Raw genomic sequence first — 24196 nt, forward strand, 5'->3', positions numbered from 1 at the left:
ATATTTATAATAAGGTGTAGGTTGATAGAAGGAAACAAGGCGAATAAATGGCTTAGATATATAGATAAAAAATTAAAATATAGTATAGAAAAACAATGGAAGAGAAGAAGTTTAAAGTAATCATTGTAGAGGACGTGAAACTGGAGTTGAAGGGTACCGAAGAGATTTTCCGTCACGAAATCCCCAATGCCGAGGTTATTGGCACGGCTATGACCGAGAAAGAGTTCTGGCCGTTGATGGAGGTGCAGCTGCCCGATTTGGTTTTGCTCGATTTGGGCTTGGGTGGTTCAACTACTATCGGGGTGGATATCTGCAAGAACATTCGTAAAAAATACAAGGAGGTGAGGGTGCTTATCTTTACCGGTGAGGTGCTCAACGAAAAGCTTTGGGTGGATGTGCTGAACGCCGGGGCCGATGGCATTATCCTGAAAACAGGAGAGCTGCTTACCAAGACGGATGTGCAGGCAGTGATGGATGGTAAAAAACTGGTATTCAACTATCCCATCCTCGAAAAGATTGTAGATCGCTTCAAGAAGTCGGTCTCCAATGATGCATTGCGCCAAGAAGCTGTGATTGATTATGATATTGACGAATACGACGAACGGTTCCTGCGCCACCTGGCACTGGGATACACCAAAGATATGATTGCCAATCTCAAAGGGATGCCATTTGGAGTGAAATCTCTCGAAAAACGGCAGAATGATTTGGTTAATCGTTTGTTTGCCCAGGGAGAACGGGTAGGGGTGAATGCCACCCGACTTGTGGTACGTGCACTCGAACTTCGTGTCATTGACCTGGATAATCTGGAGGCAGATGAAGAATAAATTGCGAATGCCCCACCCGGCTACGATGTTTTTGCTCCTCACCGGAGCAGTCATCATGCTTTCGTGGATATTTGATATCTATGGAATCCGTGTAATCCATCCTCAAACGGGTGAAGCCATACGTACACAGAGCCTGTTAAGTCCTGAAGGAATTCGCTGGCTGCTGCGGCATGTAATAACCAACTTTACCGGATTTGCCCCGTTGGGCATGGTAATGGTGGCTATGTTTGGCGTGGGCGTAGCAGAACATTCCGGCTTTATAAATGCCTGCATCCGTCAAAGCCTGAGGAAGCACCCCAGTAAGGATGCAGTTATTTTGCTGGTTATTTTTCTTGGCATCATTTCTAACATAGTAGGCGATGCAGGTTACATCATTCTGATTCCCATCGCTGCCACTCTTTTCCGTTCCGTTTCGCTGCATCCGGTGGCTGGAATTGTAACGGCCTATGTCTCTGTGGCCTGCGGCTTCAGCGCCAACCTTTTTCTAAGTACGCTTGATCCGCTTCTTGCCCGTAGTACACAGGAAGCTGCAGCCACAATGATTTCTTACAGGGGAAATGTAGGGCCGCTTTGCAATTACTATTTCATGTTTGCATCGACCTTTGTTATTACCGCGGTTATTTATCTTATTACCCGAAAGAGCCTTCTGCCTGCATTGGGCGAATACACAGGTAGCGTACCCTATGGCAGCTATAAGTCGCTTACGCGTAAAGAACGCCGAGGGTTGTTTATTGCCTTGGGAAGCGGCTTGCTTTATTCCTTACTCATTATATTTGCCACCTTTTCGCCTTGGGGTATTTTGAGGGGAGTTACCGGAAGCCTTGCCCGTTCTCCGTTTATCTTTGGAGTACTCTTTATTATCTCTTTCGGAATAGGACTGATGGGGGCTATTTATGGCTTTGCTTCGGGACGTTATCGCAAGGATTCGGATGTGATTAGCGGGCTATCGCATCCCATGCAGCTTTTGGGGCTCTATTTTGTTATCGCCTTTTTTGCATCACAGATGTTTGCCTGCTTTGAATATTCGCATCTCGATAAATGTCTGGCCATAATGGGAGCGAATATGCTCGCATCGGTACATACCAACAGCTTTGTAACCTTGCTTCTATTCATTGCGTTTACTGCGGTAATCAACCTGATTATGGTTTCGGCAACGGCAAAATGGTCTTTCATGGCCTTTATCTTTGTGCCGATGTTCTCGGCTATGGGCATCAGTCCCGATTTAACCCAATGCGCTTTCCGTATTGGTGATAGCGCGACAAACGCCATTACCCCGTTTCTTTTCTACATGCCACTGATACTTACCTACATGCAGCAGTATGATAAACAGGCAAGCTATGGCACCCTGCTTAAATATACCTGGAGATATTCCTTCTTTATTCTGATCGCATGGACAATCTTTTTTATTTTCTGGTATTTGCTAAGAATTCCTCTGGGGGTTTAATGCTTTTGTATTGAAAATCTGCAAATTATAGTTGTGTAGATGTTATATAATGCAACATTTATTTAACTATCACCACGAATAATTTCTTTGAATAATGCCCAATTATTGTTGACTTAACATTATTTAAATATATAACTATTTGTTTATTACGATAAAATCGTAGATTTGCGATACGATCGTAATTAATTAATGTTATGGAAAAGTTAACACCTCAGGAAGAAGAAGTAATGATTTACATCTGGGAGATTGGTCCCTGTTTTGTAAAAGATGTTGTTGCAAAGTTTCCGGAGCCACATCCGCCTTATACCACTGTGGCATCCGTGATAAAGAATCTCGAAAGGAAAAAGTATCTCTCCTCTAAACGATATGGAAACACGTACGAGTATACTCCTGTAGTCAAGGAAAGCGAGTATAAACGCACATTTATGAGTGGAGTGGTGCGCAATTACTTTGAAAACTCCTATAAAGAGATGGTTTCGTTCTTTGCTAAAGAAGATAAAATTTCGGCAGAAGAATTGAAGGATATCATCAATATGATTGAAAAAGGAAAAGAGTAACTTTCTTTAAACGCAGAATACTATGGCACCCGAGTTTGTTTATTTTCTCAAGATAAATATTGGCATTGCCTTGTTCTATGCCTTTTATCGGTTGTTTTTTTATCGCGATACTTTCTTTCACTGGCGCAGATATGCTCTGCTGGCCTTTATGGGTATCTCGTTTCTTTATCCATTGTTGAATATTCAGGATTGGGTAAAAGAACAGGAACCAATGAAAGAGATTGTAACCATCTATGCGGCAAATATGCTGCCCGAAGTCACTCCTCAACAGAGTACTCTCTGGGAGCAACTGACCGGCAATATTTGTCCGATACTCTACTGGTTGGGTATTGGTGCCCTAATTCTGCGTTTCCTTGTTCAGTTGGTTAGCATCTGTATTATTGCCAGACGTTCCAGAAAAGTGGTAATCAATGGAATTACCATACGGATCCCTGAAAAATCGGCTGCGCCATTCTCCTTTTTTCATTGGATATTTATCTCTCCGGAACTGCATACCGAAAATGAATTCCGGGAAATCCTGATTCATGAAGAGACGCATACCTGTCAGTGGCACTCGGCCGATGTGGTTTTAAGCGAACTGTTCAATATCTTTTGCTGGGTTAATCCATTTGCCTGGCTCATTAAGCGGGAAATCCGCAACAATCTTGAATATATGGCAGATAATCGGGTCGTACTCTCCATTCACGACACCAAGAGTTACCAGTATCATTTATTGGGATTGGCCAGTCAGAAAGCATCGGCTCATTTATGCAATTCATTCAATATATTGCCTTTGAAGAACAGAATCGTCATGATGAACAAAAGAAGGACGAAGGGCATTGCTAAAACAAAATATGTGATGTTTTTTCCGCTCGCTGCCTTGCTGATGCTGTTCAGCAATATTGAAGCGGTAGCCCGGATAACCGGAAAATTTGCTGAAGAGATTATATCTCCATTGACTACGGAAACAAGTAACAATGCGGATGCTGAAGCGGGAGACAGCTCAGACCAAGAGAGGGATGGCGACACCGAAGTTTACACGGCAGTAGAAAGTATGCCACGATATCCTGGAGGTGAAATTGCTCTGTTAAGCTATATAAGTAGAAATTTGAAATATCCGACAGAATCGAAGTTGAAAGGGGTGGAAGGCAAAGTGTATGTTCGTTTTGTTGTTACAAAAACCGGAGAAATAAGCAATGCCCGAATTATGAGGTCGTTAGATAAAGACTGCGATGCCGAAGCCATACGTGTGATAATGGGAATGCCTAGATGGGAGCCGGGGAAACAAAACGGGAAAGTGGTGAATGTATATTATGTGATTCCAATCAGTTTCCGGCTTAATAGCGACAAAAGCGCAACTCAAGGTGTTGAGGGTGACTTTGGCTCCGGAATGGAGAATGGTGAAACGAACAATAAAAATGCAACCGGCGAAGGCTCTTCCTCTAACGTCTATACAGCAGTAGAACAAATGCCTCAATTTCCTGGAGGAGAGACTGCTTTAATGAGGTATATATTCGATAATATTAAGTATCCCTCTTCTTCTCACCAAAATGGAGTGCAAGGAAAGGTCTATACAGAAGTTACGATTTCCGAAACCGGCGAAGTGAAGAATGCAAAAATCCTTCGTTCACTCGACCCCTTTTGCGATGCAGAAGCGCTTCGGGTGGTAAACAGTCTGCCTAAATGGATTCCGGGAAAACAAAATGGCGTAAATGTTCCCGTGAAATATGTGCTTCCAATAACGTTCAAACTTCAATAATCCCTGAAAAACATTGAAGTCTCATCCTGATTGTGTTATGTGACAAACCACAATCAGGAATATCCATCATTTTTTAGAGTTTCTTTTAACCGGTTAGAGTTAAAAGCAGACTTGCTTGAATAGTGTATGCGTGCTTTTTGTATGTATCGACAATTCATTGCCCTTTTAAAATATAATCATTGTCTAAATAATAATCAATTTACCATGAAAACAAACACAATCAGATGCATGTTGCTTGTATTGTTTGCAGTACAAAGTTGGGGACTGCAGGCTCAAGATGTGACTTATACAGTCAGGATAGAAACTCCGGGGACGTTATCGTCTCAGATTCCCGCTTCGGAAAAATATAAGATATCCCATCTCACGGTATCCGGTAAGCTGAATGGATTGGATATTGATTTCATTCGTGACATGGCTGGTGTCGCTCGGGCTTTGAAACCCCTCAAGGAGTATTCGTATGAAACAGTTTATGCCTATGAAGATTCAATAACGGAAGGCAAGCTTGCAGTGCTCGATCTTTCAAAAGCAGAGATTATGGTTGGAAGCTCTTATCTGATTCACGGCAGTAAGGTGATTTGTGAAAATGGCAATAAGTATTTCAGGGAAGAATACTATCAGACAAAAGGGGACAACTGGATAGGCGATTATATGTTCAGCGGTTGTATTAGTTTGACTTCCGTCACCATCCCTGATAATCTAAACTCATTTGGAATAGAGCCTTTTAGCGGATGCTTAAACATGAAAAGTTTAATTGCATCGGACAAGAATAGGAAGTTTTCCAGTCAGGACGGCGTGCTGTTTAATAAGAGCAAGACCCAGCTGATAGCTTGTCTGGCATCAGAGTCGTCTTATAAGATTCCCGCGAGTGTTGTCTCTGTTGCCGCTAATGCATTTGCTGGTTGCAAAGGCCTCGTTTCTGTCACTATTCCCGGCAATGTGGCTTCGATAGGCACAAATGCCTTTAAGGATTGTGCTTCCCTGAAAGAGATGATTATAGAAGATGGAAATAATCAGCTTTTGATGGGGGATTACTCACTTAAATACGGCACGGTTATTGATTTTATTTTTCCCGAGAGTCCGTTGGAGAAGGTGTATGTTGGAAGGGTATTGTCTAACAACGACCGCGAGTGCTCTCCTTTCGCGTTCTTTAAAAAGAGCATTAGGCAGGTGACTGTAGGAGAGGGGATGAATGCAATTGGGAGCAATGCCTTTTTAGGTTGCACCAGCTTGATTTCCATTTCTATTCCGGCAAGTGTGAAGTCCATTGGCAGTCAGGCTTTTTACCACTGCTCCTCATTAACATCCGTTGCATTACCTAATCGCATCAGCTATATTGGCGGGAATGCCTTTTCCGATTGCAGCGCACTGACTTCCATTGTTATTCCTGATAGTGTAAGATGCATCAGAGCCGGGACTTTTGCCAATTGTACATCACTTATGTCATTATCTATCCCAGACAATGTAACTTCTGTCATTGGGAATGCTTTTGAAGGTTGCACCGGAGTGAGATCCATCACAATAGGTGATAGCCTGACTTGGATAATGAATGACGCCTTCACCGGTTGCACGGGATTAAAAGAGTTCATCGTTTCTGGAGGGAATCCGAAGTACACGGTTGTGGATGGGGTTTTATTCAACAAGGAGAAGACTCAGCTGTTTGCTTATCCCAATGCCCGCTCAGCTTCTTACACAATCCCCGAAGGAGTAAGATTTATTGCCGACAAAGCCTTTTCGGGCTGTATAAAGTTGAATTCAATAACAATGCCTGTCAGCGTTAGACTGATAGGGACCCAATCGTTTTATGGCTGCACGGGATTAACTTCCGTTGATATCCCCAACAGTGTCACTACAATTGGTTGCAAGTCATTTGCTAATAGTACGGGGCTGACTACGGTAAACATTGGCAGTGGAGTTAATTCCATCTACCCGGATGCGTTTTCGGGGTGCAGAGACCTGAAAGAATTTATAGTTTCCTCAGGCAATGCAGCTTATTGTTCCGAAAATGGAGTGCTGTTCACAAAAGACAAAAAGTACCTGTATGCTTACCCCAAAGCAAAGTCGGCTATTTATACAATTCCTTCTTATGTAACCTTTATTGGAGAAGAAGCTTTTTCTAACTGTATCGGATTAAAAGAACTGCATTGCTCATCCATAGCTCCTCCACGTGCCTATACGTCCTCTTTTAACGGGATGGATAAAGCTCTTTGTAAGTTGTATGTTCCTAAAGGAAGCCGGATTTTTTATAATAGTGCCGACAATTGGGGATTTGGAAATATTATTGAAGAGTAATACGGATTAACTAATATCGACATCCCTAATACTGTTACATATATCGGGGCATTCACATTTATGAATTTTATAGGGCTGACGTCGATAATCATCCCTGATAAGGTGCTTTATCTTGGTGATCATGAATTTGACGGATGTTATAGTCTGAACGAGATGTGCATCATTTCTCCATAAATTTAATTTCAAAAAGTAACGCAAGTCACGCAAGTCGCGCAGAAAGTATGTAAATTGCTGTAAACTAAATATATACAGGTGCGTGACTTCTGCGTGACTTCCGATAAGTCGCGCAGTGCTGCTTTTGATTATATGTATATATATTTATTCACGATAATGCTAATATAGCATTTAAAAAAGGCTTTATTTTGAATATATGTAATTAAATATAATTATATTATGTAAATGTTCGATCTTGAGCGACAAGCACCACCACGAAGATGCTGCTGAATAATTATCAGAGTAACACTTGAAGATATGAATGCTTTAAAGTTTATGATTTAATATCATGTTTTTACTGCTCCACCCGGGTGTACGCTGCCTGTACACCCGGATGGAGAGTATCTGTACATCCGGGTGGAGGGAGTGGGTAGACCTGGATGAAGATCAGGCTCTTACATCTTCATTTTTTTAAAGTTGAAAGTAAAGATGAGATATATACTAACCAATATGATATCGCTAAGGCGCTTACCCTTAGCGCGTGAGATTGAAAAAGTCACGCAGGAAGTCACGCGCCTATATCGTCCTGATTATAAATGTGTTAAAGCGAAGGCGCGTAACTTGCGTGACTTATGCTACTTTTTCAAATCAATGCTATGAGAACTTGAAGCAATAGGTAAAGACAAAAAAAATAATAAAGCATTAAAAGAGCCATTCTCAACCTGTTTAGTGGGTTGGGAATGGCTCCCTCTAATTTTGGCAGTTACAATCTATAATCCTTTCGGAATAGAAGACCATTGTTGGTGCATCTATCTCTTCCGATTAAGGGAAAGAGGAAATACTCTTTCACCTGTATAGATCACCTTTCATCGCTTCACTGTCAAACCGATTATAGGTCGTTAACCACCTTTATAACTTCGGATGTTCCATCCATGTAGGTTACACGTACAATAACTACCTTTTCATTATTCATACTCATCTGGCAGGCATATCTTTCTGCAACCTGCTTATTGAGGATAGTTCCAAGTACTGAGTAAACTTCCACCTTATCCATAGGTAAATCGCTGGTCACATAAACAGAACCTCCAGTACTCCATACTTTTGCATGAGAAATGATTTCTGAAGGCGGAATTGCTGTAGGATCGCCAATATTCAGGAATGTTTTCCATACTTCAGCTGCTTGATAAGTTGGGATTGAACCAATAGGAACAACCAGCTTGCAAGCTGACCGGCTTACGTTTTGGAAAACACTGGATTCAATTGTCTGAGGAGTTTCCTTATAAGTCCTAATTTCAGTTAATCCGGTACAATTATAGAAAGCTCCCGAATTAATAATCATAAGTGAAGCAGGCAGACTGACTTTATTCAGTGAGGTGCAATTATAGAATGCATAATCGCCAATTGAAATCAGAGATTCTGATAGCTTTACGCTTGTTAAACCGCTACAGCCATAAAATACACTTGATTGCAATGTGGTGAGGGATTCAGGAAGCGGCATATTTGTCAAGCTGATACAGCCGGAGAAGGCATATGTTCCTAAAGTTGTAAGCCCTTCGGGCAGGGTAATTGTTGTGCTTGGCAAACTAATACAATTACTAAAGGCATTAGCTTCAATGGTTGTAAGGGTAGATGGCAGGTCGATTGTTTTCAAACTGCTGCATCCGTTAAATACACTAGACTCTAGTTTTGTTAATTCGTCCGGAAGATTAACAGTTGTCAATCCGGTACAGCCATAAAAGGTTGTTTGTCCTAAGGTGTTAACAGTATTTGGCAGGGCGACCGTTTTCAATCCTGTGCAACCTCTGAATGCTTGGTCGCCAATTGTATTCAATCCATCAGGAAAAGTAACGCTTGTTACCCCGCTGCAACCATAAAAGGCCGATCCACCAATAGTGGTTAGTGAGCTCGGCAATGCCAAAGTTTTCAATCCTGTGCAACCATAAAAAGCATATGTACCTATAATGTTTACCGCATCAGGAAAGGTAATAGCGGTCAGACCTGTACAACCGTAGAACGCTCCATCTCCAATATTGGTTAATGTCGATGCAAGATCCATTGTCTTCAAGCTTGTGCAATTATAAAATGCATACGTACCTATGTTAGTCAAGTTATTAGGAAGATCAGCACTGCTTAAGCTTGTGCATCCATAGAAAACGTATGGTTCAATAGAGGTAAGGTTGTCCTTGAATACTACACTAGTCAAGCCGGTGCACCCTTGAAAAGCGGATTGTCCCAATGTGTTGAGTGCATCTGGGAAAGAGATGTTCTTCAATGCTGTACATCCGTTAAATGCTCCTGATTCTATTGTGTTGATGGAACTAGCTGAAAAATCAGCAGTTTTTAGTCCCGTACAACCGTAAAAGGCATTTGATTCAATTGTATTCATTGAGGAAGGAAATGTAATTCCTGTTAATCCCTTACAGCCTTGAAAAGCCGATTGTCCGATTAAATTCAGTGAAGCCGGCAATGCAACCGATGCAAGACCTGTACAATTGTAAAAAGCCTGAGTATTAATAGTTGTCAATGTACTTGGAAATACAACGTTTTTTAATCCTGTACAATTATAAAATGCATAGGTATCAATAACCTGAAGTTGGCTGGGAAGCAAGATGCTTTTTAAGCCAGTGCAACCGTAAAATGCTTGAGATGGAATTGTATTTGCCTCGTAATAGCTGTATTTATTAACAATAGTACCGCTGATATCAAGGCTGTCTAAAGCAGGCATGCTGGCTTTAGCCATTGTTACAAAGTCTCTCTGGTCAATTTGTCCGGTTACCGTTAATTTGGTTACCGTAGTCAGTTCAGTAGAAGTTAGCAGTGAGCTTAATGTACCTGATGTTGCTACATTAACAGTTTTGCTTACACTAGCATATATTGGTATGATATATACCATTAATGCCAAAATTGCAATTAAGTATCTCTTTTTCATACTATTTATATATTAAAATGTTATGAGTCCAATAGTTGAAATCCTGAGTTGATTATTCGTTAATACTGGTTCTATTCGAACATATAATGAATAGAGATTCTGTATTGATACTAATACATAAGACACTTTATACAATAGTTATAATAGGGTGATGGTGATTTACGCTGCAATAGCTGATTTCTCTTTAGCATTCATATCCTGCTAGATTGATGTTTAATATATTTAAAATTGCAGAATAAGAATCAGGCCGGTTCAGTTGTTCTGCCCATATCTTATAAAGAGTATCCTATGAGATATGGGTGTATGATTCTCACTAATAATGAAGATTTAAGGATGGATATTTAAGATTTCTTGACTGTGGTTTATCGGTGCATCATTTATAGCATCAAGAAATCTTGTAATTCAGAATTGAGATGGACAAGAGTTATGATTTTACACTGCTTTATATGCTGTTTATCAGGTGATTAATATTATAACTCTCAATCTGTCTGAACATAGGGATTAAGCCAAAAGTATAACAGATGATATAATAAAGAGTTCGTTAATTGAATCCAAAATTAGTTAGCTGAATAATAATTTAAAAACATTGATTTGCAACACAATTCAAGAGGTGTTATAGCTTCTCAGATCGTATTGAATAACACACAACTGTCAATACCTTTCTAATTCTGTTTTGAGATCATTACTAGACAATTTTCACTGATATTAAATCCTTTCCGTTGGATAAGTTGTTATTCAAAAACAGAAGCTAAATTCAAATGGAATCAATTCCTAAAATAACATCATTGAAAATCCGACCTCTTCAGCTGAACGATTATAGTCAACTGGCGCAGTCGTTTACCCGGGCGTATGGTGGCGATGAGTTCTGGTCTTACAATCAGATTAAGAAATTGGTCCGTATTTTTCCGGAAGGACAGATTGTTGCCGTGGCAGATGGCAAGATTGTGGGTTGTGCACTTGCCATTATTGTAGATTATGACAAGGTGAAAGTAGACCATACTTATGCCAATGTTACCGGGCAATATACCTTCGATACGCACAATCCGGAGGGGGATGTGCTATACGGTATAGAGGTATTTGTTCATCCCGATTATCGGGGACTTCGTTTGGCAAGACGAATGTACGACTACCGGAAGGAGCTTTGCGAAACGCTGAACCTGAAGGCGATTATGTTTGGCGGCAGGATTCCCAATTACCATAAGTATGCCCGGAAAATGCGTCCGAAAGAGTATATCCACAAGGTGAGCAAGAAGGAGATCTACGACCCTGTGCTGACCTTTCAGCTGTCGAACGATTTCCATGTCTGCAAGGTGATGACCAACTATCTGCCCGATGATGAGGAGTCCAGACAGTACGCCTGTCTTCTGCAATGGGATAATATTTACTATCAGCCGCCCAGCCGCGAATTTGTTCGTCAGAAGACAACTGCAAGGGTAGGATTGGTTCAATGGCAGATGAGGTCGTACAACTCGGTGGATGATGTCTTTGAGCAGGTGGAGTTCTTCGTGGATGCCGTATCCGACTATAAATGCGATTTCGTACTGTTTCCGGAATATTTTAATGCCCCGTTGATGGCTAAGTATAATCATCTGGGAGAATCTCAGGCCATCCGTGAACTGGCGAACTTCACGGATGAAATCCGCGAACGCTTTCTCGGTCTTGCCATCAGCTACAACATCAACATAATAACCGGAAGCATGCCTTTGCTTCGCGGCAACGATTTGTTTAATGTCGGATTTCTTTGCAGGCGGGATGGCACATTCGAAACTTATGAAAGGATACATGTAACCCCCGATGAAACCAGGTGTTGGGGCTTATCAGGTGGAAACAGCATACAGACATTTGAAACGGATTGTGCCAAGATAGGCATATTGATTAGTTACGATGTGGAGTACCCGGAACTTACACGGCTCATGGCCGACCAAGGGATGCAGATTCTTTTTGTTCCTTTCCTGACGGATACGCAGAACGGCTATTCGCGGGTAAGAATCTGCGCACAGGCACGCGCCATTGAGAACGAGTGTTATGTGGTGATAGCCGGAAGTGTGGGAAATTTGCCGAGGGTGCACAACATGGATATACAATATGCGCAGTCGGCTGTATTTGCTCCGAGTGATTTCGCTTTCCCAACCGATGGGAAATGTGCGGAAGCGACACCAAACACCGAAATGATTCTTGTTTCGGATGTGGATTTGGACTTATTGAATGAACTGCATACGTATGGAAGTGTGCGGAATCTCAAAAACAGAAGAGATGATCTGTATGAACTTCGGTTAAAGAAGTAATCTTTTACCTCGACAAAGAATTCTTTCCATCAGGATGTGTACACCCTGATGGAAAGCGCTTTCCTTGGTAATAAAAAATAAAATCAAGACGATAGAATGCAGAATCTTTTCCTCCCTTTTTTAGAAAATAAGCTTTCATGAATAGGACAGAAAAGAGTTGTTACTAACCCTGCAACAACACATCTTCGAGAGCTATTTACTACCCGTTTACTTTCTTATAATCGTCCAGAAACTGAGCCAATCCGCTATCGGTCAACGGATGCTTAAGCAAGCCTTTAATGGCAGGCAGAGGGCAGGTAGCCACGTCGGCGCCAACTTCAATGCACTGAATAATATGTTGTGTGTGCCTGATAGAGGCGGCTAGTACTTGTGTCTTAAAACCATATACGGCGTACATCTCCACAATCTTTCGCACCACTTCGATGCCGTCACTACTGATGTCGTCCAAGCGGCCAACGAAAGGAGAAACATAGGTGGCGCCGGCTTTTGCTGCAAGCAAGGCTTGTCCCGGAGAGAAGATCAGGGTGCAGTTTGTACGGATGCCTTTTCCGCTGAAATATTTAATGGCTTTAATGCCATCGGCAATGCAGGGGACTTTTACAACAATATGGGGATGGAGGGCTGCGAGCTCTTCGCCTTCCTTAATCATTCCCTCAAAATCCGTGGCAATCACCTCCGCACTTACATCGCCGTCAACAATATTGCAGATGTCTACGTAATGTTTTCGCTGATTATCAACCCCTTTAATACCCTCTTTTGCCATTAAAGATGGATTTGTTGTAACTCCGTCCAAAACTCCCAGATCATGTGCTTCCCGGATTTGCTCCAAGTTGGCTGTGTCAATAAAGAATTTCATAATACTTTTGTTTTATCATGTTAACTAGAAAGTGTAACAAATTTATAAAACAATATTAAGAAGAGCAAGGATTTTATGCTTTAATAATCAATTATTTAAAATGAGAGTTGGATTAATAAATTCCGGTAGCAAAATGTCGCCTTTTATAAAAAAATATCAAGTACAATAACAACCTTCAATTGGATGTCTAGTAAGGTTTCTAAGCACAAAAATCCCAATCGGGTTCAGGAAGCTAAGCGAATGAAGCCGATAACTGAAACGGGAAACAATGTACCTAAAATTGCAGGATAGAGCAAAATCTATGAAAAATATAGCAGATAAATGCCAAAAACAGGCTTTTTCTTTCGATTAATCATATATAAATCTTTTATAAAAGTTTCTATCTACCTATTTTTTTGTAAATTTGCACTTTATTTTTCAGAAGATTAGATAAACACATAAAATATGAGTAAGAGATTTACTGAATATTCTCAGTTTGACCTCTCGCAGGTAAACAAAGATGTACTTAAAAAATGGGATGAAAATGGTGTTTTCGCCAAAAGTATGACAGAACGTGATGGCTGTCCTTCGTTTGTGTTCTTTGAAGGACCCCCCTCGGCTAATGGTATGCCGGGTATTCACCATGTGATGGCTCGTTCTATTAAGGATATTTTCTGCCGCTACAAAACCATGAAAGGTTTCCAGGTAAAGCGTAAAGCCGGATGGGATACGCACGGATTGCCTGTTGAGTTAGGAGTGGAGAAGGCATTAGGCATTACCAAAGAGGATATTGGAAAATCAATCTCTGTAGCCGAATACAACGCAGCATGCCGCAAGGATGTGATGAAATATACCAAAGAGTGGGAAGATCTTACTCACAAAATGGGCTACTGGGTTGATATGAACGACCCATATATCACTTATGACAACCGTTATATCGAGACTCTCTGGTGGTTGCTCAAGCAGCTGCACAAACAAGGATTGCTTTATAAAGGATACACCATTCAGCCTTATTCGCCTGCTGCAGGAACCGGACTTAGCTCGCACGAGCTGAATCAGCCGGGCTGTTACCGCGATGTGAAGGATACTACCGTGGTGGCTCAGTTTAGAATGAAGAACCCTAAAGCTGAAATGGCTGCATGGGGAACTCCATACTTTATCGCTTGGACAACTACTCCTTGGACTTTGCCTTCGAATACCGCTCTTTGCGTTGGACCGAACATTACATATGTTGCTGTTCAGTCGTACAATGCTTATACTGGCGAACCAATCACTGTGGTATTGGCTAAAGATTTGCTTAACACTCATTTCAATCCGAAAGCTGCGGAGCTGAACCTGGAAGATTACAAAGCCGGCGACAAGCTGATTCCGTTCAAGGTGATTGCTGAATATAAGGGTGCTGACTTGGTGAATATGGAATACGAACAACTGATTCCATGGGTAAATCCGGGTGAAGGTGCATTCCGCGTAATTCCTGGTGATTATGTAACAACCGAAGATGGTACCGGTATTGTACACATTGCGCCTACATTTGGTGCCGATGATGCCCGCGTGGCAAAAGCAGCCGGCGTTCCTCCATTGCAATTGGTGAACAAGAAAGGCGAACTTCGTCCGATGGTCGATTTAACTGGCAAATTCTATACTTTAGATGAACTGGACGAAGATTTTGTAAATGAAAAGGTTAACGTTGAAATATATAAAGAGTATGCAGGTCGTTTTGTGAAAAATGACTACGACCCCAATCTTACTGAAAAAGATGAATCGCTGGATGTAAGCATCTGTATGATGATGAAAGCGGCGAATCTGGCTTTCAAGATTGAAAAGCATGTACACAACTATCCGCACTGCTGGCGTACAGATAAACCGGTTCTTTACTATCCGCTGGACAGCTGGTTTATTAAATCGACCGCTTGCAAGGAACGGATGATGGAACTGAATAAGACAATCAACTGGAAACCGGAATCTACCGGAACAGGTCGTTTTGGTAAATGGCTTGAAAACCTGAACGATTGGAACCTAAGCCGTTCTCGTTATTGGGGAACTCCGCTGCCTATCTGGCGTTCGGACGATAATGCCGCCGAAATCTGCATAGAATCGGTTGAGCAATTATACAACGAGATCGAAAAATCGGTTAAAGCAGGCATTATGAAAGAGAATCCGTTCAAGGGATTCGAGCCGGGAGTATATACAAAAGAGAATTATGATAAGATAGACTTGCACCGTCCGTTTGTGGACGACATCGTTCTTGTATCGGAAGATGGCAAGCCAATGAAACGCGAAACAGACCTGATAGACGTTTGGTTCGACTCAGGCGCCATGCCTTATGCACAGATTCACTATCCGTTTGAGAACAAGGAGCTACTTGACAACCGTGAAGTATATCCTGCCGATTTCATTGCGGAAGGGGTTGACCAGACTCGCGGATGGTTCTTTACTCTGCATGCAATTGCATCGATGATTTTTGATAATGTGGCTTATAAGGCTGTAATATCAAACGGATTGGTGCTGGATAAGAATGGTAACAAGATGTCTAAACGTCTGGGTAATGCTGTCGACCCATTCTCTACAATCGAGAAATATGGTTCAGACCCGCTGCGCTGGTATATGATTACCAACTCGTCTCCATGGGATAACCTGAAGTTTGACGTGGAAGGGGTGGAAGAGGTGCGCCGTAAGTTCTTCGGCACATTGTACAACACCTACTCTTTCTTCTCGCTATATGCTAATGTAGATGGATTTGCATACCAGGAAGCTGATGTGCCGGTTAATGAACGTCCGGAAATCGACCGATGGATTCTATCCGTACTTAATTCCTTAATCAAGGAGGTGGATACATGTTATAATGAATACGAGCCAACTAAAGCAGGACGATTGATCTCAGACTTTGTGAACGACAACCTATCCAACTGGTATGTTCGTTTAAATCGTAAACGTTTCTGGGGCGGAGAATTTACTCAGGATAAGCTTTCTGCTTACCAAACTCTTTACACCTGTCTTGAAACAGTAGCTAAGCTGATGGCGCCAATCGCTCCGTTCTATGCTGACCGTCTCTATACAGACCTGATTAATGCAACCGGACGTGATAATGTTATCTCTGTTCACTTAGCAAAATTCCCGGTTTGTGACGCATCTCTTATCGACAACGCTCTTGAAGCAAGAATGCAGATGGCTCAGGATGTTACATCAATGGTACTGGCACTGCGCCGTAAAGTGAACATCAAAGTTCGTCAGCCGCTGCAATGTATCATGATTCCGGTTATGGATGCAGAACAGAAAGCGCATATCGAAGCGGTGAAATCGCTTATCATGAGTGAAGTGAATGTGAAAGAAATCAATTTCGTTGACGAAACAGCCGGTATTCTGGTGAAGAAGGTGAAATGTGATTTCAAGAAACTGGGCCCGAAATTCGGTAAAATGATGAAGGCGGTAGCCGCTCAGGTGGCGGAATTGCCTCAGGATGCAATCAATGAACTGGAAAAGACCGGAAAATATGCACTGATAATTGATGGCAACGAAGCTGTAATTGAAGCAGCCGATGTGGAAATCTACAGTGAAGATATACCGGGATGGTTGGTTGCAAATGAAGGTAAGCTGACTGTTGCTCTTGAGGTTACAATAACCGACGAGCTGCGCAAGGAGGGTGTGGCCCGCGAATTGGTTAATCGTATACAAAACATACGTAAATCAAGCGGTCTGGAGATTACTGATAAAATAAAAATCGCTTTATCGAAAAATGAACAGACAGATGATGCGGTAAATGAATATAATTCTTATATTTGTAACCAAGTACTTGCCAATTCTCTTACATTAATGGATGAAGTGAAGGACGGTACAGAACTCAATTTTGATGAATTTTCATTATTTGTGAATGTAGAAAAAGAATAACGCAACTTTAAAATATAAAACTATGGCAGAAAAGACAAGATACACTGATGCGGAACTAGAAGAATTCCGTGCCATTATTCTCGAGAAGCTGGAAAAAGCTCAAAAGGATTATGACCAGCTTAAATTAAGCATCATGAATCAGGATGGCAACGATATAATCGATACTTCCCCTACCTACAAGGTTTTGGAAGAGGGTGCTAACACTTTGTCAAAAGAAGAGGTGGGACGACTGGCTTTAAGACAGCAGAAGTTTATTCAAAGTCTTCAGGCTGCTTTGGTTCGTATTGAAAACAAAACCTATGGGATTTGCCGTGAAACAGGAAAATTAATTCCTGCAGAAAGGCTGCGTGTAGTTCCTCACGCTACATTGAGTATTGAAGCAAAAGAGGGAAAAAGATAAATGAAACTAAAAATATCAAAAGGACAAATTTCAGTTATTATTGTACTTTCTGTTCTGGTTATTGACCAGATTATAAAAATCCTGGTAAAAACAGGGATGTATTTACACGAAAGTATACGGGTTTGCGGAAATTGGTTCTATATTTATTTTACAGAAAATAATGGGATGGCTTTCGGAATGGAATTATTCGGAAAGCTATTCCTCACATCTTTTCGGATTATTGCGGTAACTTTGATTGGCTACTACATCGTCAAAGTGGTTAAGAAAAACTATAAGACAGGTTATATCGTGTGCCTCTCCATGATTCTGGCAGGAGCATTGGGAAATATTATCGATAGCGTGTTTTATGGAGTTTTTTTCAGCGCAAGCGTTCCTGAGCTGTATGTAAATTCTTCCCTGGCAACCTTCCTGCCTGATGGAGGTGGTTATTCATCTTTATTACATGGCAAGGTGGTTGATATGTTTTATTTTCCTATCATAGATACAACATGGCCTTCTTGGGTTCCGTTTGTAGGTGGAAATCACTTCATTTTCTTTAGTCCGATTTTTAATTTCGCTGATGCTTCCATTAGCTGTGGTATTATTGCACTTCTGATATTCTATAATAAATATCTGAATGAAGGGCATTCCACAAAGAAAGAAGCAATAAAAAATGATGAGCAGCAAACTAAATAAGCTTTTTATCGGGTTTGTAATTGCTTCCTGCTGCGGTTTTTCGGCATGTAAGAAGAAGATGCCCGGCGACGTTCTTTCTAAAGGAGAAATGGAAGATGTTCTTGTAGATTATCATCTTGCAAGAGCAATGGCTGAAAATCTTCCTTCGGAAGAACGTTATAAACAAATTCTCTATATAAATGCTGTATATGATAAATATGGCATAACAGAAAAAGACTTTAACTCTTCACTGGAGTGGTATTCACGCCATACTGAAGACATGGTTAAGATCTATGAGAAGGTAGATAAGAGACTGCTTGCTCAGAAAGAGAAAAATAAAGTGCTTCTGGCATCAAGTGGTACTGAAGAACAAAAACAATCAGCAACCGGTGACACTGTAAATATCTGGAATAAACAGAAATATTACAAACTAACAGAGTCTTCCACATCAAACAAATTCTATTTTTCAATCTATCCTGATAATAATTTCAAGGAGCGTGATATCTTTATCTGGAGCATCCGCTGCTCGTTTGCCACAGCTAAAAAACATCCGCAGGATGCCGTAATGGCAATGGTTATTAAATACGATAATGATTCTGTAATTACTCAGACTCGTAATATCGGAAATAATGGAATGTACATTATACGTATACAAAACGATTCGCCTTCAAACATTCGTGAGATTAAGGGATTTGTCTATTATAACCACCTCGGAAGTTATCCCCAGGATGCATTGATTGTCGATAAAATTTCGCTCACGAGATATCATGTAAAAGGTGCCCCGGCACCCGTACAAACACCTGCTACACCACCGGCGCAAAATACAATAATACCTGATACTGCCAGGCCAGCAACTCCGACTAATCAAACCGTACAACCTGAGGTAAAGCCGGCCGGTACTGATACGATTAAAAAGGTTCCTGTTAATTCGGCAGTTCCGCGACGTAGAACAATAAATAAAACTAATAGCGGCAATCAGAATAACAATCAGATTTCACCCGAAAGATCCAGATAATGAAACGCATTGCTTCGCATTATCTGTATCTTTCGCCTGACATGTTCTATAAAAGACAGGTTGTAGAGATTGATCAAGAAAGTTTTGTGCGCTATTTCCCTTTAGAAGAAGAAATAGAGTCCGTTTTATGGATGCCCGGCATTTTGTTTCTTTCTTCCCGCCCAATTGATTTTAATAAAATAAGAGAAGCTTTTAAAGGCTCAGTAGGAGAGAATCTTTCTGTTTTTTTAAAAAGATACAGTGCACCTGTAAATAGAGGAGATGTAGTTTCTGTTTTTCTTATCACCTCAGTCGACTTATCTTCCTTTACCATTCTACCGGGAAGTGACATTAAAAAGCTATAATATTTTGTACATTATCTATAGCCGAAGCCGACTTTGTTGAAAGTATCCCTGGAATCTTTTCAAAATGGAGTAAAATCAATTGTTTATGAAAATTATAAATTGCAATTTCAATAAATAAAATAGCCATCTTCAATCTGTCTTATGAATTGAAGATGGCTATTAAAAAGCTGTAATGATTAATATATATCAGTCTTTGAATCCCGCTTTATAGTTCTGAGCTTCTAAATAGCCTTAGGCAGTTATTTACAATGTAAAACAAACTATGTTGGCTATTTTGTTACTACCCATAAAAGTCGGGAACAAATTTGAAATCGATTACTTTTTGTCTTTTCGATTTCTGGAGAAATTTCTTTTTCCTTTGAACTTTCCGCCACCACCTTTGCTATGAGTGCGTGGATTATATACCGGAGCTTCTCCTAATTCCGAAGGAATTGGAATTTTATAGATGGTTTTATCCAGGAAATTCTCAATTGATTTGAATGCTCCTTGCTCTTTTTCGCTCACGAAAGTCAGGGCAACACCGTCATTGTTGGCGCGAGCTGTTCGTCCTATTCTGTGCACATAGTCTTCACTGTCGTTTGGCACATCGTAATTGATAACTAATCTGATATCGTCAATGTCAATACCACGTGAAACAATATCAGTAGCTACCAGGATATTGATTCGTCCGTTTTTGAATTCACGCATAATGTGGTCTCGCTGAGCTTGTTCCAGGTCAGAATGCATTTCGCCTACATTCAACTTTAATAATTTAAGCGATTTTGTAACCTCTTTTACTTTAAGCTTTGAAGACGCAAATATGATAACTTTTTCGGGAACCTCTTCCGAAAAGAGGGATTGAATTATATTAAGTTTCTGATTCTCGTAGCAAACATAAGCTGCCTGAACGATTTTATCTGCTGGTTTTGATACGGCAAGCTTTATTTCAGCCGGGTTATTTAAAATTGTATTAGCCAGTTTCTGAATGTTTGCAGGCATGGTAGCTGAAAACATAATGGTTTGTCTCTCCTTTGGCAGAAGGTTTACCACTTGCATGATATCGTCATAGAATCCCATATCCAACATTCTGTCGGCTTCATCGAGTACAAAATAAGAAACACGTGATAAATCGACATACCCTAAACTTATATGACTTAAAAGACGACCCGGCGTTGCTATTACTACATCGGCCCCCAAAGTAAGACCTTTTTTTTGTTGTTCGAAAAGTACTCCGTCATTTCCACCAAATACGGCTACACTCGAGACCGGCATGAAGTAGGAGAATCCTTCCATCTGCTGATCAATTTGCTGAGCCAGCTCACGGGTTGGAGACATGATAATACAATTGATGGCATCTTCCGGATGCTTTTCACGGCAAAGCTTATTGATGATAGGGAGAAGGAAAGCTGCCGTTTTGCCTGTTCCGGTCTGTGCCACGGCTATCAAATCTCTTCCTTCAAGTATAACGGGTATAGCCGCTTCCTGCACCGGAGTACATTCATCAAAATTCATGGCATCAAGTGCCTGAAGTACTGTATCATCTAATTTTAGCTCAGAAAATTTCATTCGTCATATTATTTATCTACAAAGATAGAAAAAAGTTTGTTTGATGAAGCACAGTTTCCGAATTTCTGATTCTCCACTTTGGATTATTAAAGCCTACCTTGCTCATCAAGGTAGGAGTCTTTGAACCCAAGGAAATAAAGAACCCCATCCAATCCGATTGTATTTATTGATTGCTTAGCCGTTTGTTTCACTTTTGGTTTTGCATGATAAGCAATACCCAAACCGGCAATCCCTAACATAGGCAGGTCGTTTGCTCCATCGCCTACGGCAATGGTCTGTGCTATATCCACATTCTCAACCTGTGCAATTAAACGAAGTAACTCTGCTTTTCGCTTTCCGTCTACTATATCTCCCACATAGTTGCCGGTTAGTTTGCCGTCGACAATTTCAAGCTCATTTGCATAAACGTAATCAATACCGTATTTTTGCTTGAGATAATTTCCAAAGTAAGTGAAACCACCCGAAAGAATAGCTATTTTATATCCGTACCGTTTCAATACGACCATTAATCTATCAACCCCTTCTGTAATCGGAAGATTCTCAGCAATCTCTTTCATAACAGAAACATCCAGACCTTTTAATAGTGCTACACGTTTACGAAAGCTCTCAATAAAGTCTATTTCACCTCGCATGGCACTTTCTGTAATAGCTTTTACCTCATCACCAACTCCGGCTCTGACGGCCAATTCATCAATAACTTCAGTCTCTATCAATGTAGAGTCCATATCGAAGCAGATTAGACGGCGCATTCTACGATACATATTATCAAGTTGGAATGAATAATCCATATTCAGTTCGCCTGAAAGTTTCAGTAACTGTGCCTGCATCTCTTCTTTATTTTTAGGATTTCCACGTACGGAAAGCTCAATACACGAACGAATGTTTGCCTTCTTCTCATCAAGCGGTATTCGTCCGGTTAATCTCTTTATAGCATCAATATTTAGTCCTTGGTCAGCAACGATACGTGTTACGGCTGATATTTGTGTTGCTGTGAGTTTCCTCCCCAGAAGAGTAAGAATGTACCTGTTTTTCCCCTGCATACCAACCCAATCTTCATACTCTTCTACAGAGATAGGATAAAAACGGATAGTAATGCCAAGAGAGGATGCTTTAAATAGGAGTTCCTTCATAATACTACCAGAATGTTGTTCCTTAGTCTTGAAAAGTATCCCTAAAGAGAGGGTATTGTGAATATCTGCTTGACCAATATCTAGAATGGTTACATCATATTTCGATAGAATCTCTGTAACAGAAGCGGTCAGACCTGGTCGATCCTCCCCGGTAATGCGAATAAGGATTAGTTCTGTTGCTGATTTAGTCATATTTCCTGTTTGTTTTTGCTGCAAAAGTAGTCAATTTTTGTAGGTTTTATCATAAAAAATCTGAAAATTAGTGCTTTAATTACTCGTTGATTTGGATATTTGAATAACATTTGTATATCTTTGCGTTAAGTCTCTAAAATTAATGTTTTGATTATCAATTGATTTAGGTGAAATCAAGTGACAAAACAAGATAATGTTCCGGGTAGAAACTACTGTTGAGTGCAGTCCCGGATAGTATTAACTAAAACCGAATTACATGAGGTATGTAAAATGGCTTTTTGTTGTATTATTAATCACTTCCTTAACTTCTTTTGTTGGAAAAGACAAACCCACTGGCGGTTTGAACATTGGAGATGTAGCTCCTGCTATTAAATTCAGGACTACTCTCAACAATCAGCTACTTAACTTGAAAGACCTGAAAAAAAAGTATGTACTTGTAAACTTCTGGGCTACTTATGACGCAAAATCGCGCATGACAAATGTTAGCCTGAATAATGCAATCAGGAAAACTTTCAATAAAGTAAATTTTGTTTCGATATCGTTTGATGAATATCAGTCGATTTTTAAAGAAACAGTGCGAAAAGATCGGATAGTTGCCCCTATCTGCTATGCAGAAACAAAAGGTGAGTCTTCAAGATTGTACAAAGAATACAGTTTAGATCGAGGATTCGGTAACTATTTATTAGATGAAAATGGTGTAATCATTGCCAAAGACATCTCTGCGTCTCAACTCCCTTCTTTCATAAATTAAGAGAGTTGTTTTTTTAAGAGGAAAGAAATACAACAAAAAAACTGAAGTTCCACAATACTTGTCAGTCAAGTACCGTGGAACTTCTTTCATTTTAGACTCTTATCTTGATTACCTGCTAAATTTATTTGGGAGCATTTCTATAAAGGACGATGGCAATTATTGTAAATACAATATTAGGAATCCATACAGCAACAATAGGAGGCACATTCCCATTGACTGCAAATGTGGAAGATACAGTCTGGAACATGATATAAGAGAAGCTTAAAGCTAATCCTAATCCTAAATGTAATCCCATACCACCTTTAATTCTTCGCGAAGAAAGCGCAACCCCGATTGTGGTTAGAATGAACGAAGCAAAAGACATAGCTATTCGCCGTTCATATTCTATCTCAAAGACCTTAATATTGGCAAATCCCCTTTGTTTTTGCTTATCAATATATTCCTTTAATTTAGGACTCGTCATCGTTTCTTGCTGATTCTTCATAATCAGGAAGTCGGATGGCTCCATCATAATTGTGGTATCTTTCTGTGTGCCGGTATAAAGCTTCTCCCTTAATCCATGCAGTTCTCTTATCATATAGTCATGAATAGTCCATTTATTGACTGAAGTAGAATCATAGGTGATGGATTGAGCTGTAAGATGTGATACCAATTTCTTTTTATCGAATTTATCCAAAGAAAAACGATATCCGGTTTTATTGAAATCCTGATAACGCTCAATATAAGCGATAACACCGCTATCAACTTCTAATTGCACATTTCGGACATAATCCTGCTTCTTCTTCTTGATATATTTATCTTCGAAATTAAGCTTTACAATGTTGCCTTTAGGGATTATATAAGAGCCCAGGCCATAGGTCATTATCGATATAATTGCTGCAGAAACCATGTAGGGTCGCAACATTCGTTTAAAACTCATTCCCCCAGCAAACATAGCAATGATTTCAGAATTTTCTGCCAGTTTGGAAGTAAAGAAGATTACAGCAATAAAGACAAAGAGCGGGCTGAATAGATTGGCAAAGTAGGGGATAAAGTTCATATAATATTCGAAAACAATAGCTTTTAATGGTGCTTCATTTTCCATGAACTTATCCATCTTCTCGTTGATATCAAACACTACGGCAATAGAAATGATAAGACCTATTGCAAAGACATAAGTCCCCAGGAATTTCCTGATAATATACCAATCTAACCTTTTTAGAATCTTATTACTCATCCTGTCTTTA

The 24196-nt window shown here is 40.4% G+C and carries 19 protein-coding genes; 14 read left to right on the plus strand and 5 right to left on the minus strand.

Annotated features, from left to right (window positions below; all coding sequences use genetic code 11):
- Positions 1–95: 95 nt before the first annotated feature.
- The 7 genes from ABWU87_RS04140 to ABWU87_RS04170 all read left to right on the plus strand — a co-directional run bounded on the left by ABWU87_RS04140 (position 96) and on the right by ABWU87_RS04170 (position 7480).
- Entirely contained in the window at positions 96–824 is a 729-nt protein-coding gene (locus tag ABWU87_RS04140) for a DUF5932 domain-containing protein (RefSeq protein ID WP_353333543.1), read from the plus strand.
- Complete coding sequence (locus ABWU87_RS04145) at positions 814–2268, plus strand: AbgT family transporter (protein ID WP_353333545.1); 1455 nt, start codon at positions 814–816, stop codon at positions 2266–2268. Before ABWU87_RS04140 ends, ABWU87_RS04145 begins: the two co-directional genes overlap by 11 nt.
- A gap of 194 nt (positions 2269–2462) precedes the next feature.
- Positions 2463–2825 (plus strand): BlaI/MecI/CopY family transcriptional regulator, encoded by a 363-nt coding sequence (locus tag ABWU87_RS04150; RefSeq protein ID WP_353333547.1) that lies wholly within the window; start codon positions 2463–2465, stop codon positions 2823–2825.
- A gap of 22 nt (positions 2826–2847) precedes the next feature.
- The gene (locus ABWU87_RS04155) at positions 2848–4563 is read left to right on the plus strand and encodes a M56 family metallopeptidase (protein ID WP_353333549.1); all 1716 of its coding nucleotides are present in this window, start codon (positions 2848–2850) and stop codon (positions 4561–4563) included.
- Between the two features lie 204 nt (positions 4564–4767).
- The gene (locus tag ABWU87_RS04160; protein WP_353333551.1) at positions 4768–6852 is read left to right on the plus strand and encodes a leucine-rich repeat domain-containing protein; all 2085 of its coding nucleotides are present in this window, start codon (positions 4768–4770) and stop codon (positions 6850–6852) included.
- 15 nt (positions 6853–6867) lie between these two features.
- Positions 6868–7026 (plus strand): leucine-rich repeat protein, encoded by a 159-nt coding sequence (locus ABWU87_RS04165; protein WP_353334414.1) that lies wholly within the window; start codon positions 6868–6870, stop codon positions 7024–7026.
- Between the two features lie 328 nt (positions 7027–7354).
- Positions 7355–7480 (plus strand): hypothetical protein, encoded by a 126-nt coding sequence (locus ABWU87_RS04170; protein WP_353333552.1) that lies wholly within the window; start codon positions 7355–7357, stop codon positions 7478–7480.
- 414 nt (positions 7481–7894) lie between these two features.
- Here ABWU87_RS04170 and ABWU87_RS04175 read toward each other — a convergent pair whose 3' ends face one another.
- A complete protein-coding gene (locus ABWU87_RS04175; RefSeq protein WP_353333553.1) occupies positions 7895–9934 on the minus strand; it encodes a leucine-rich repeat protein in 2040 nt (679 codons plus the stop codon).
- 758 nt (positions 9935–10692) lie between these two features.
- Here ABWU87_RS04175 and ABWU87_RS04180 point away from each other — a divergent pair.
- Positions 10693–12219 (plus strand): bifunctional GNAT family N-acetyltransferase/carbon-nitrogen hydrolase family protein, encoded by a 1527-nt coding sequence (locus tag ABWU87_RS04180; RefSeq protein WP_353333555.1) that lies wholly within the window; start codon positions 10693–10695, stop codon positions 12217–12219.
- 199 nt (positions 12220–12418) lie between these two features.
- Here ABWU87_RS04180 and fsa read toward each other — a convergent pair whose 3' ends face one another.
- Positions 12419–13075, minus strand: coding sequence for a fructose-6-phosphate aldolase (fsa, locus tag ABWU87_RS04185; protein ID WP_353333556.1), 657 nt, complete (start codon positions 13073–13075; stop codon positions 12419–12421).
- 444 nt (positions 13076–13519) lie between these two features.
- Between fsa and ileS the strand changes: the two genes are divergently transcribed.
- From ileS to ABWU87_RS04210, 5 genes are read left to right on the plus strand one after another with little or no spacing between them, the layout of a single operon-like run.
- Complete coding sequence (gene ileS / locus ABWU87_RS04190) at positions 13520–16939, plus strand: isoleucine--tRNA ligase (RefSeq protein WP_353333558.1); 3420 nt, start codon at positions 13520–13522, stop codon at positions 16937–16939.
- Positions 16940–16961: 22 nt separating this feature from the next.
- Positions 16962–17339: a TraR/DksA family transcriptional regulator gene (locus ABWU87_RS04195; RefSeq protein ID WP_353333560.1), complete on the plus strand. Its 378-nt coding sequence runs from the start codon at positions 16962–16964 to the stop codon at positions 17337–17339.
- Positions 17340–18014, plus strand: coding sequence for a lipoprotein signal peptidase (locus tag ABWU87_RS04200; protein ID WP_353333562.1), 675 nt, complete (start codon positions 17340–17342; stop codon positions 18012–18014).
- Positions 17992–19008: a DUF4296 domain-containing protein gene (locus ABWU87_RS04205; protein WP_353333564.1), complete on the plus strand. Its 1017-nt coding sequence runs from the start codon at positions 17992–17994 to the stop codon at positions 19006–19008. Before ABWU87_RS04200 ends, ABWU87_RS04205 begins: the two co-directional genes overlap by 23 nt.
- A complete protein-coding gene (locus ABWU87_RS04210; protein WP_353333565.1) occupies positions 19008–19352 on the plus strand; it encodes a hypothetical protein in 345 nt (114 codons plus the stop codon). The genes ABWU87_RS04205 and ABWU87_RS04210 overlap by 1 nt, the downstream gene beginning before the upstream one ends.
- 315 nt (positions 19353–19667) lie before the next feature.
- Here ABWU87_RS04210 and ABWU87_RS04215 read toward each other — a convergent pair whose 3' ends face one another.
- Both ABWU87_RS04215 and serB read right to left on the minus strand, forming a co-directional pair.
- On the minus strand, positions 19668–20897 hold the full coding sequence (locus tag ABWU87_RS04215; protein WP_353333566.1) for a DEAD/DEAH box helicase: 1230 nt from the start codon (positions 20895–20897) through the stop codon (positions 19668–19670).
- An 86-nt stretch (positions 20898–20983) separates the two neighbouring features.
- Positions 20984–22219 carry a phosphoserine phosphatase SerB gene (gene serB, locus ABWU87_RS04220; protein ID WP_353333568.1) on the minus strand — a complete coding sequence of 412 codons (1236 nt, stop codon included), beginning with the start codon at positions 22217–22219 and terminating at the stop codon, positions 20984–20986.
- Between the two features lie 256 nt (positions 22220–22475).
- On the opposite strand from serB, the gene ABWU87_RS04225 reads away from it, so the two are divergent.
- Complete coding sequence (locus ABWU87_RS04225) at positions 22476–22970, plus strand: TlpA family protein disulfide reductase (protein ID WP_353333570.1); 495 nt, start codon at positions 22476–22478, stop codon at positions 22968–22970.
- Positions 22971–23091: 121 nt separating this feature from the next.
- Here the strand turns inward: ABWU87_RS04225 and ABWU87_RS04230 are convergent, their stop codons facing one another.
- Positions 23092–24186 carry an LptF/LptG family permease gene (locus ABWU87_RS04230; RefSeq protein WP_353333572.1) on the minus strand — a complete coding sequence of 365 codons (1095 nt, stop codon included), beginning with the start codon at positions 24184–24186 and terminating at the stop codon, positions 23092–23094.
- Between the last annotated feature and the right edge of the window lie 10 nt (positions 24187–24196).

This window comes from Bacteroides sedimenti, assembly GCF_040365225.1.
GTDB classification, from domain to species: domain Bacteria; phylum Bacteroidota; class Bacteroidia; order Bacteroidales; family Bacteroidaceae; genus Bacteroides; species Bacteroides sedimenti.

Excerpts from the sequence above, each read along its gene's own strand:
- ABWU87_RS04140 (WP_353333543.1), top strand. The coding sequence starts at position 96 with ATGGAAGAGAAGAAGTTTAAAGTAATCATTGTAGAGGACGTGAAACTG.
- ABWU87_RS04145 (WP_353333545.1), top strand. The coding sequence starts at position 814 with ATGAAGAATAAATTGCGAATGCCCCACCCGGCTACGATGTTTTTGCTC.
- ABWU87_RS04150 (WP_353333547.1), top strand. The coding sequence starts at position 2,463 with ATGGAAAAGTTAACACCTCAGGAAGAAGAAGTAATGATTTACATCTGG.
- ABWU87_RS04155 (WP_353333549.1), top strand. The coding sequence starts at position 2,848 with ATGGCACCCGAGTTTGTTTATTTTCTCAAGATAAATATTGGCATTGCC.
- ABWU87_RS04160 (WP_353333551.1), top strand. The coding sequence starts at position 4,768 with ATGAAAACAAACACAATCAGATGCATGTTGCTTGTATTGTTTGCAGTA.
- ABWU87_RS04170 (WP_353333552.1), top strand. The coding sequence starts at position 7,355 with ATGTTTTTACTGCTCCACCCGGGTGTACGCTGCCTGTACACCCGGATG.
- ABWU87_RS04175 (WP_353333553.1), bottom strand. The coding sequence starts at position 9,934 with ATGAAAAAGAGATACTTAATTGCAATTTTGGCATTAATGGTATATATC.
- ABWU87_RS04180 (WP_353333555.1), top strand. The coding sequence starts at position 10,693 with ATGGAATCAATTCCTAAAATAACATCATTGAAAATCCGACCTCTTCAG.
- fsa (WP_353333556.1), bottom strand. The coding sequence starts at position 13,075 with ATGAAATTCTTTATTGACACAGCCAACTTGGAGCAAATCCGGGAAGCA.
- ileS (WP_353333558.1), top strand. The coding sequence starts at position 13,520 with ATGAGTAAGAGATTTACTGAATATTCTCAGTTTGACCTCTCGCAGGTA.
- ABWU87_RS04195 (WP_353333560.1), top strand. The coding sequence starts at position 16,962 with ATGGCAGAAAAGACAAGATACACTGATGCGGAACTAGAAGAATTCCGT.
- ABWU87_RS04200 (WP_353333562.1), top strand. The coding sequence starts at position 17,340 with ATGAAACTAAAAATATCAAAAGGACAAATTTCAGTTATTATTGTACTT.
- ABWU87_RS04205 (WP_353333564.1), top strand. The coding sequence starts at position 17,992 with ATGATGAGCAGCAAACTAAATAAGCTTTTTATCGGGTTTGTAATTGCT.
- ABWU87_RS04210 (WP_353333565.1), top strand. The coding sequence starts at position 19,008 with ATGAAACGCATTGCTTCGCATTATCTGTATCTTTCGCCTGACATGTTC.
- ABWU87_RS04215 (WP_353333566.1), bottom strand. The coding sequence starts at position 20,897 with ATGAAATTTTCTGAGCTAAAATTAGATGATACAGTACTTCAGGCACTT.
- serB (WP_353333568.1), bottom strand. The coding sequence starts at position 22,219 with ATGACTAAATCAGCAACAGAACTAATCCTTATTCGCATTACCGGGGAG.
- ABWU87_RS04225 (WP_353333570.1), top strand. The coding sequence starts at position 22,476 with ATGAGGTATGTAAAATGGCTTTTTGTTGTATTATTAATCACTTCCTTA.
- ABWU87_RS04230 (WP_353333572.1), bottom strand. The coding sequence starts at position 24,186 with ATGAGTAATAAGATTCTAAAAAGGTTAGATTGGTATATTATCAGGAAA.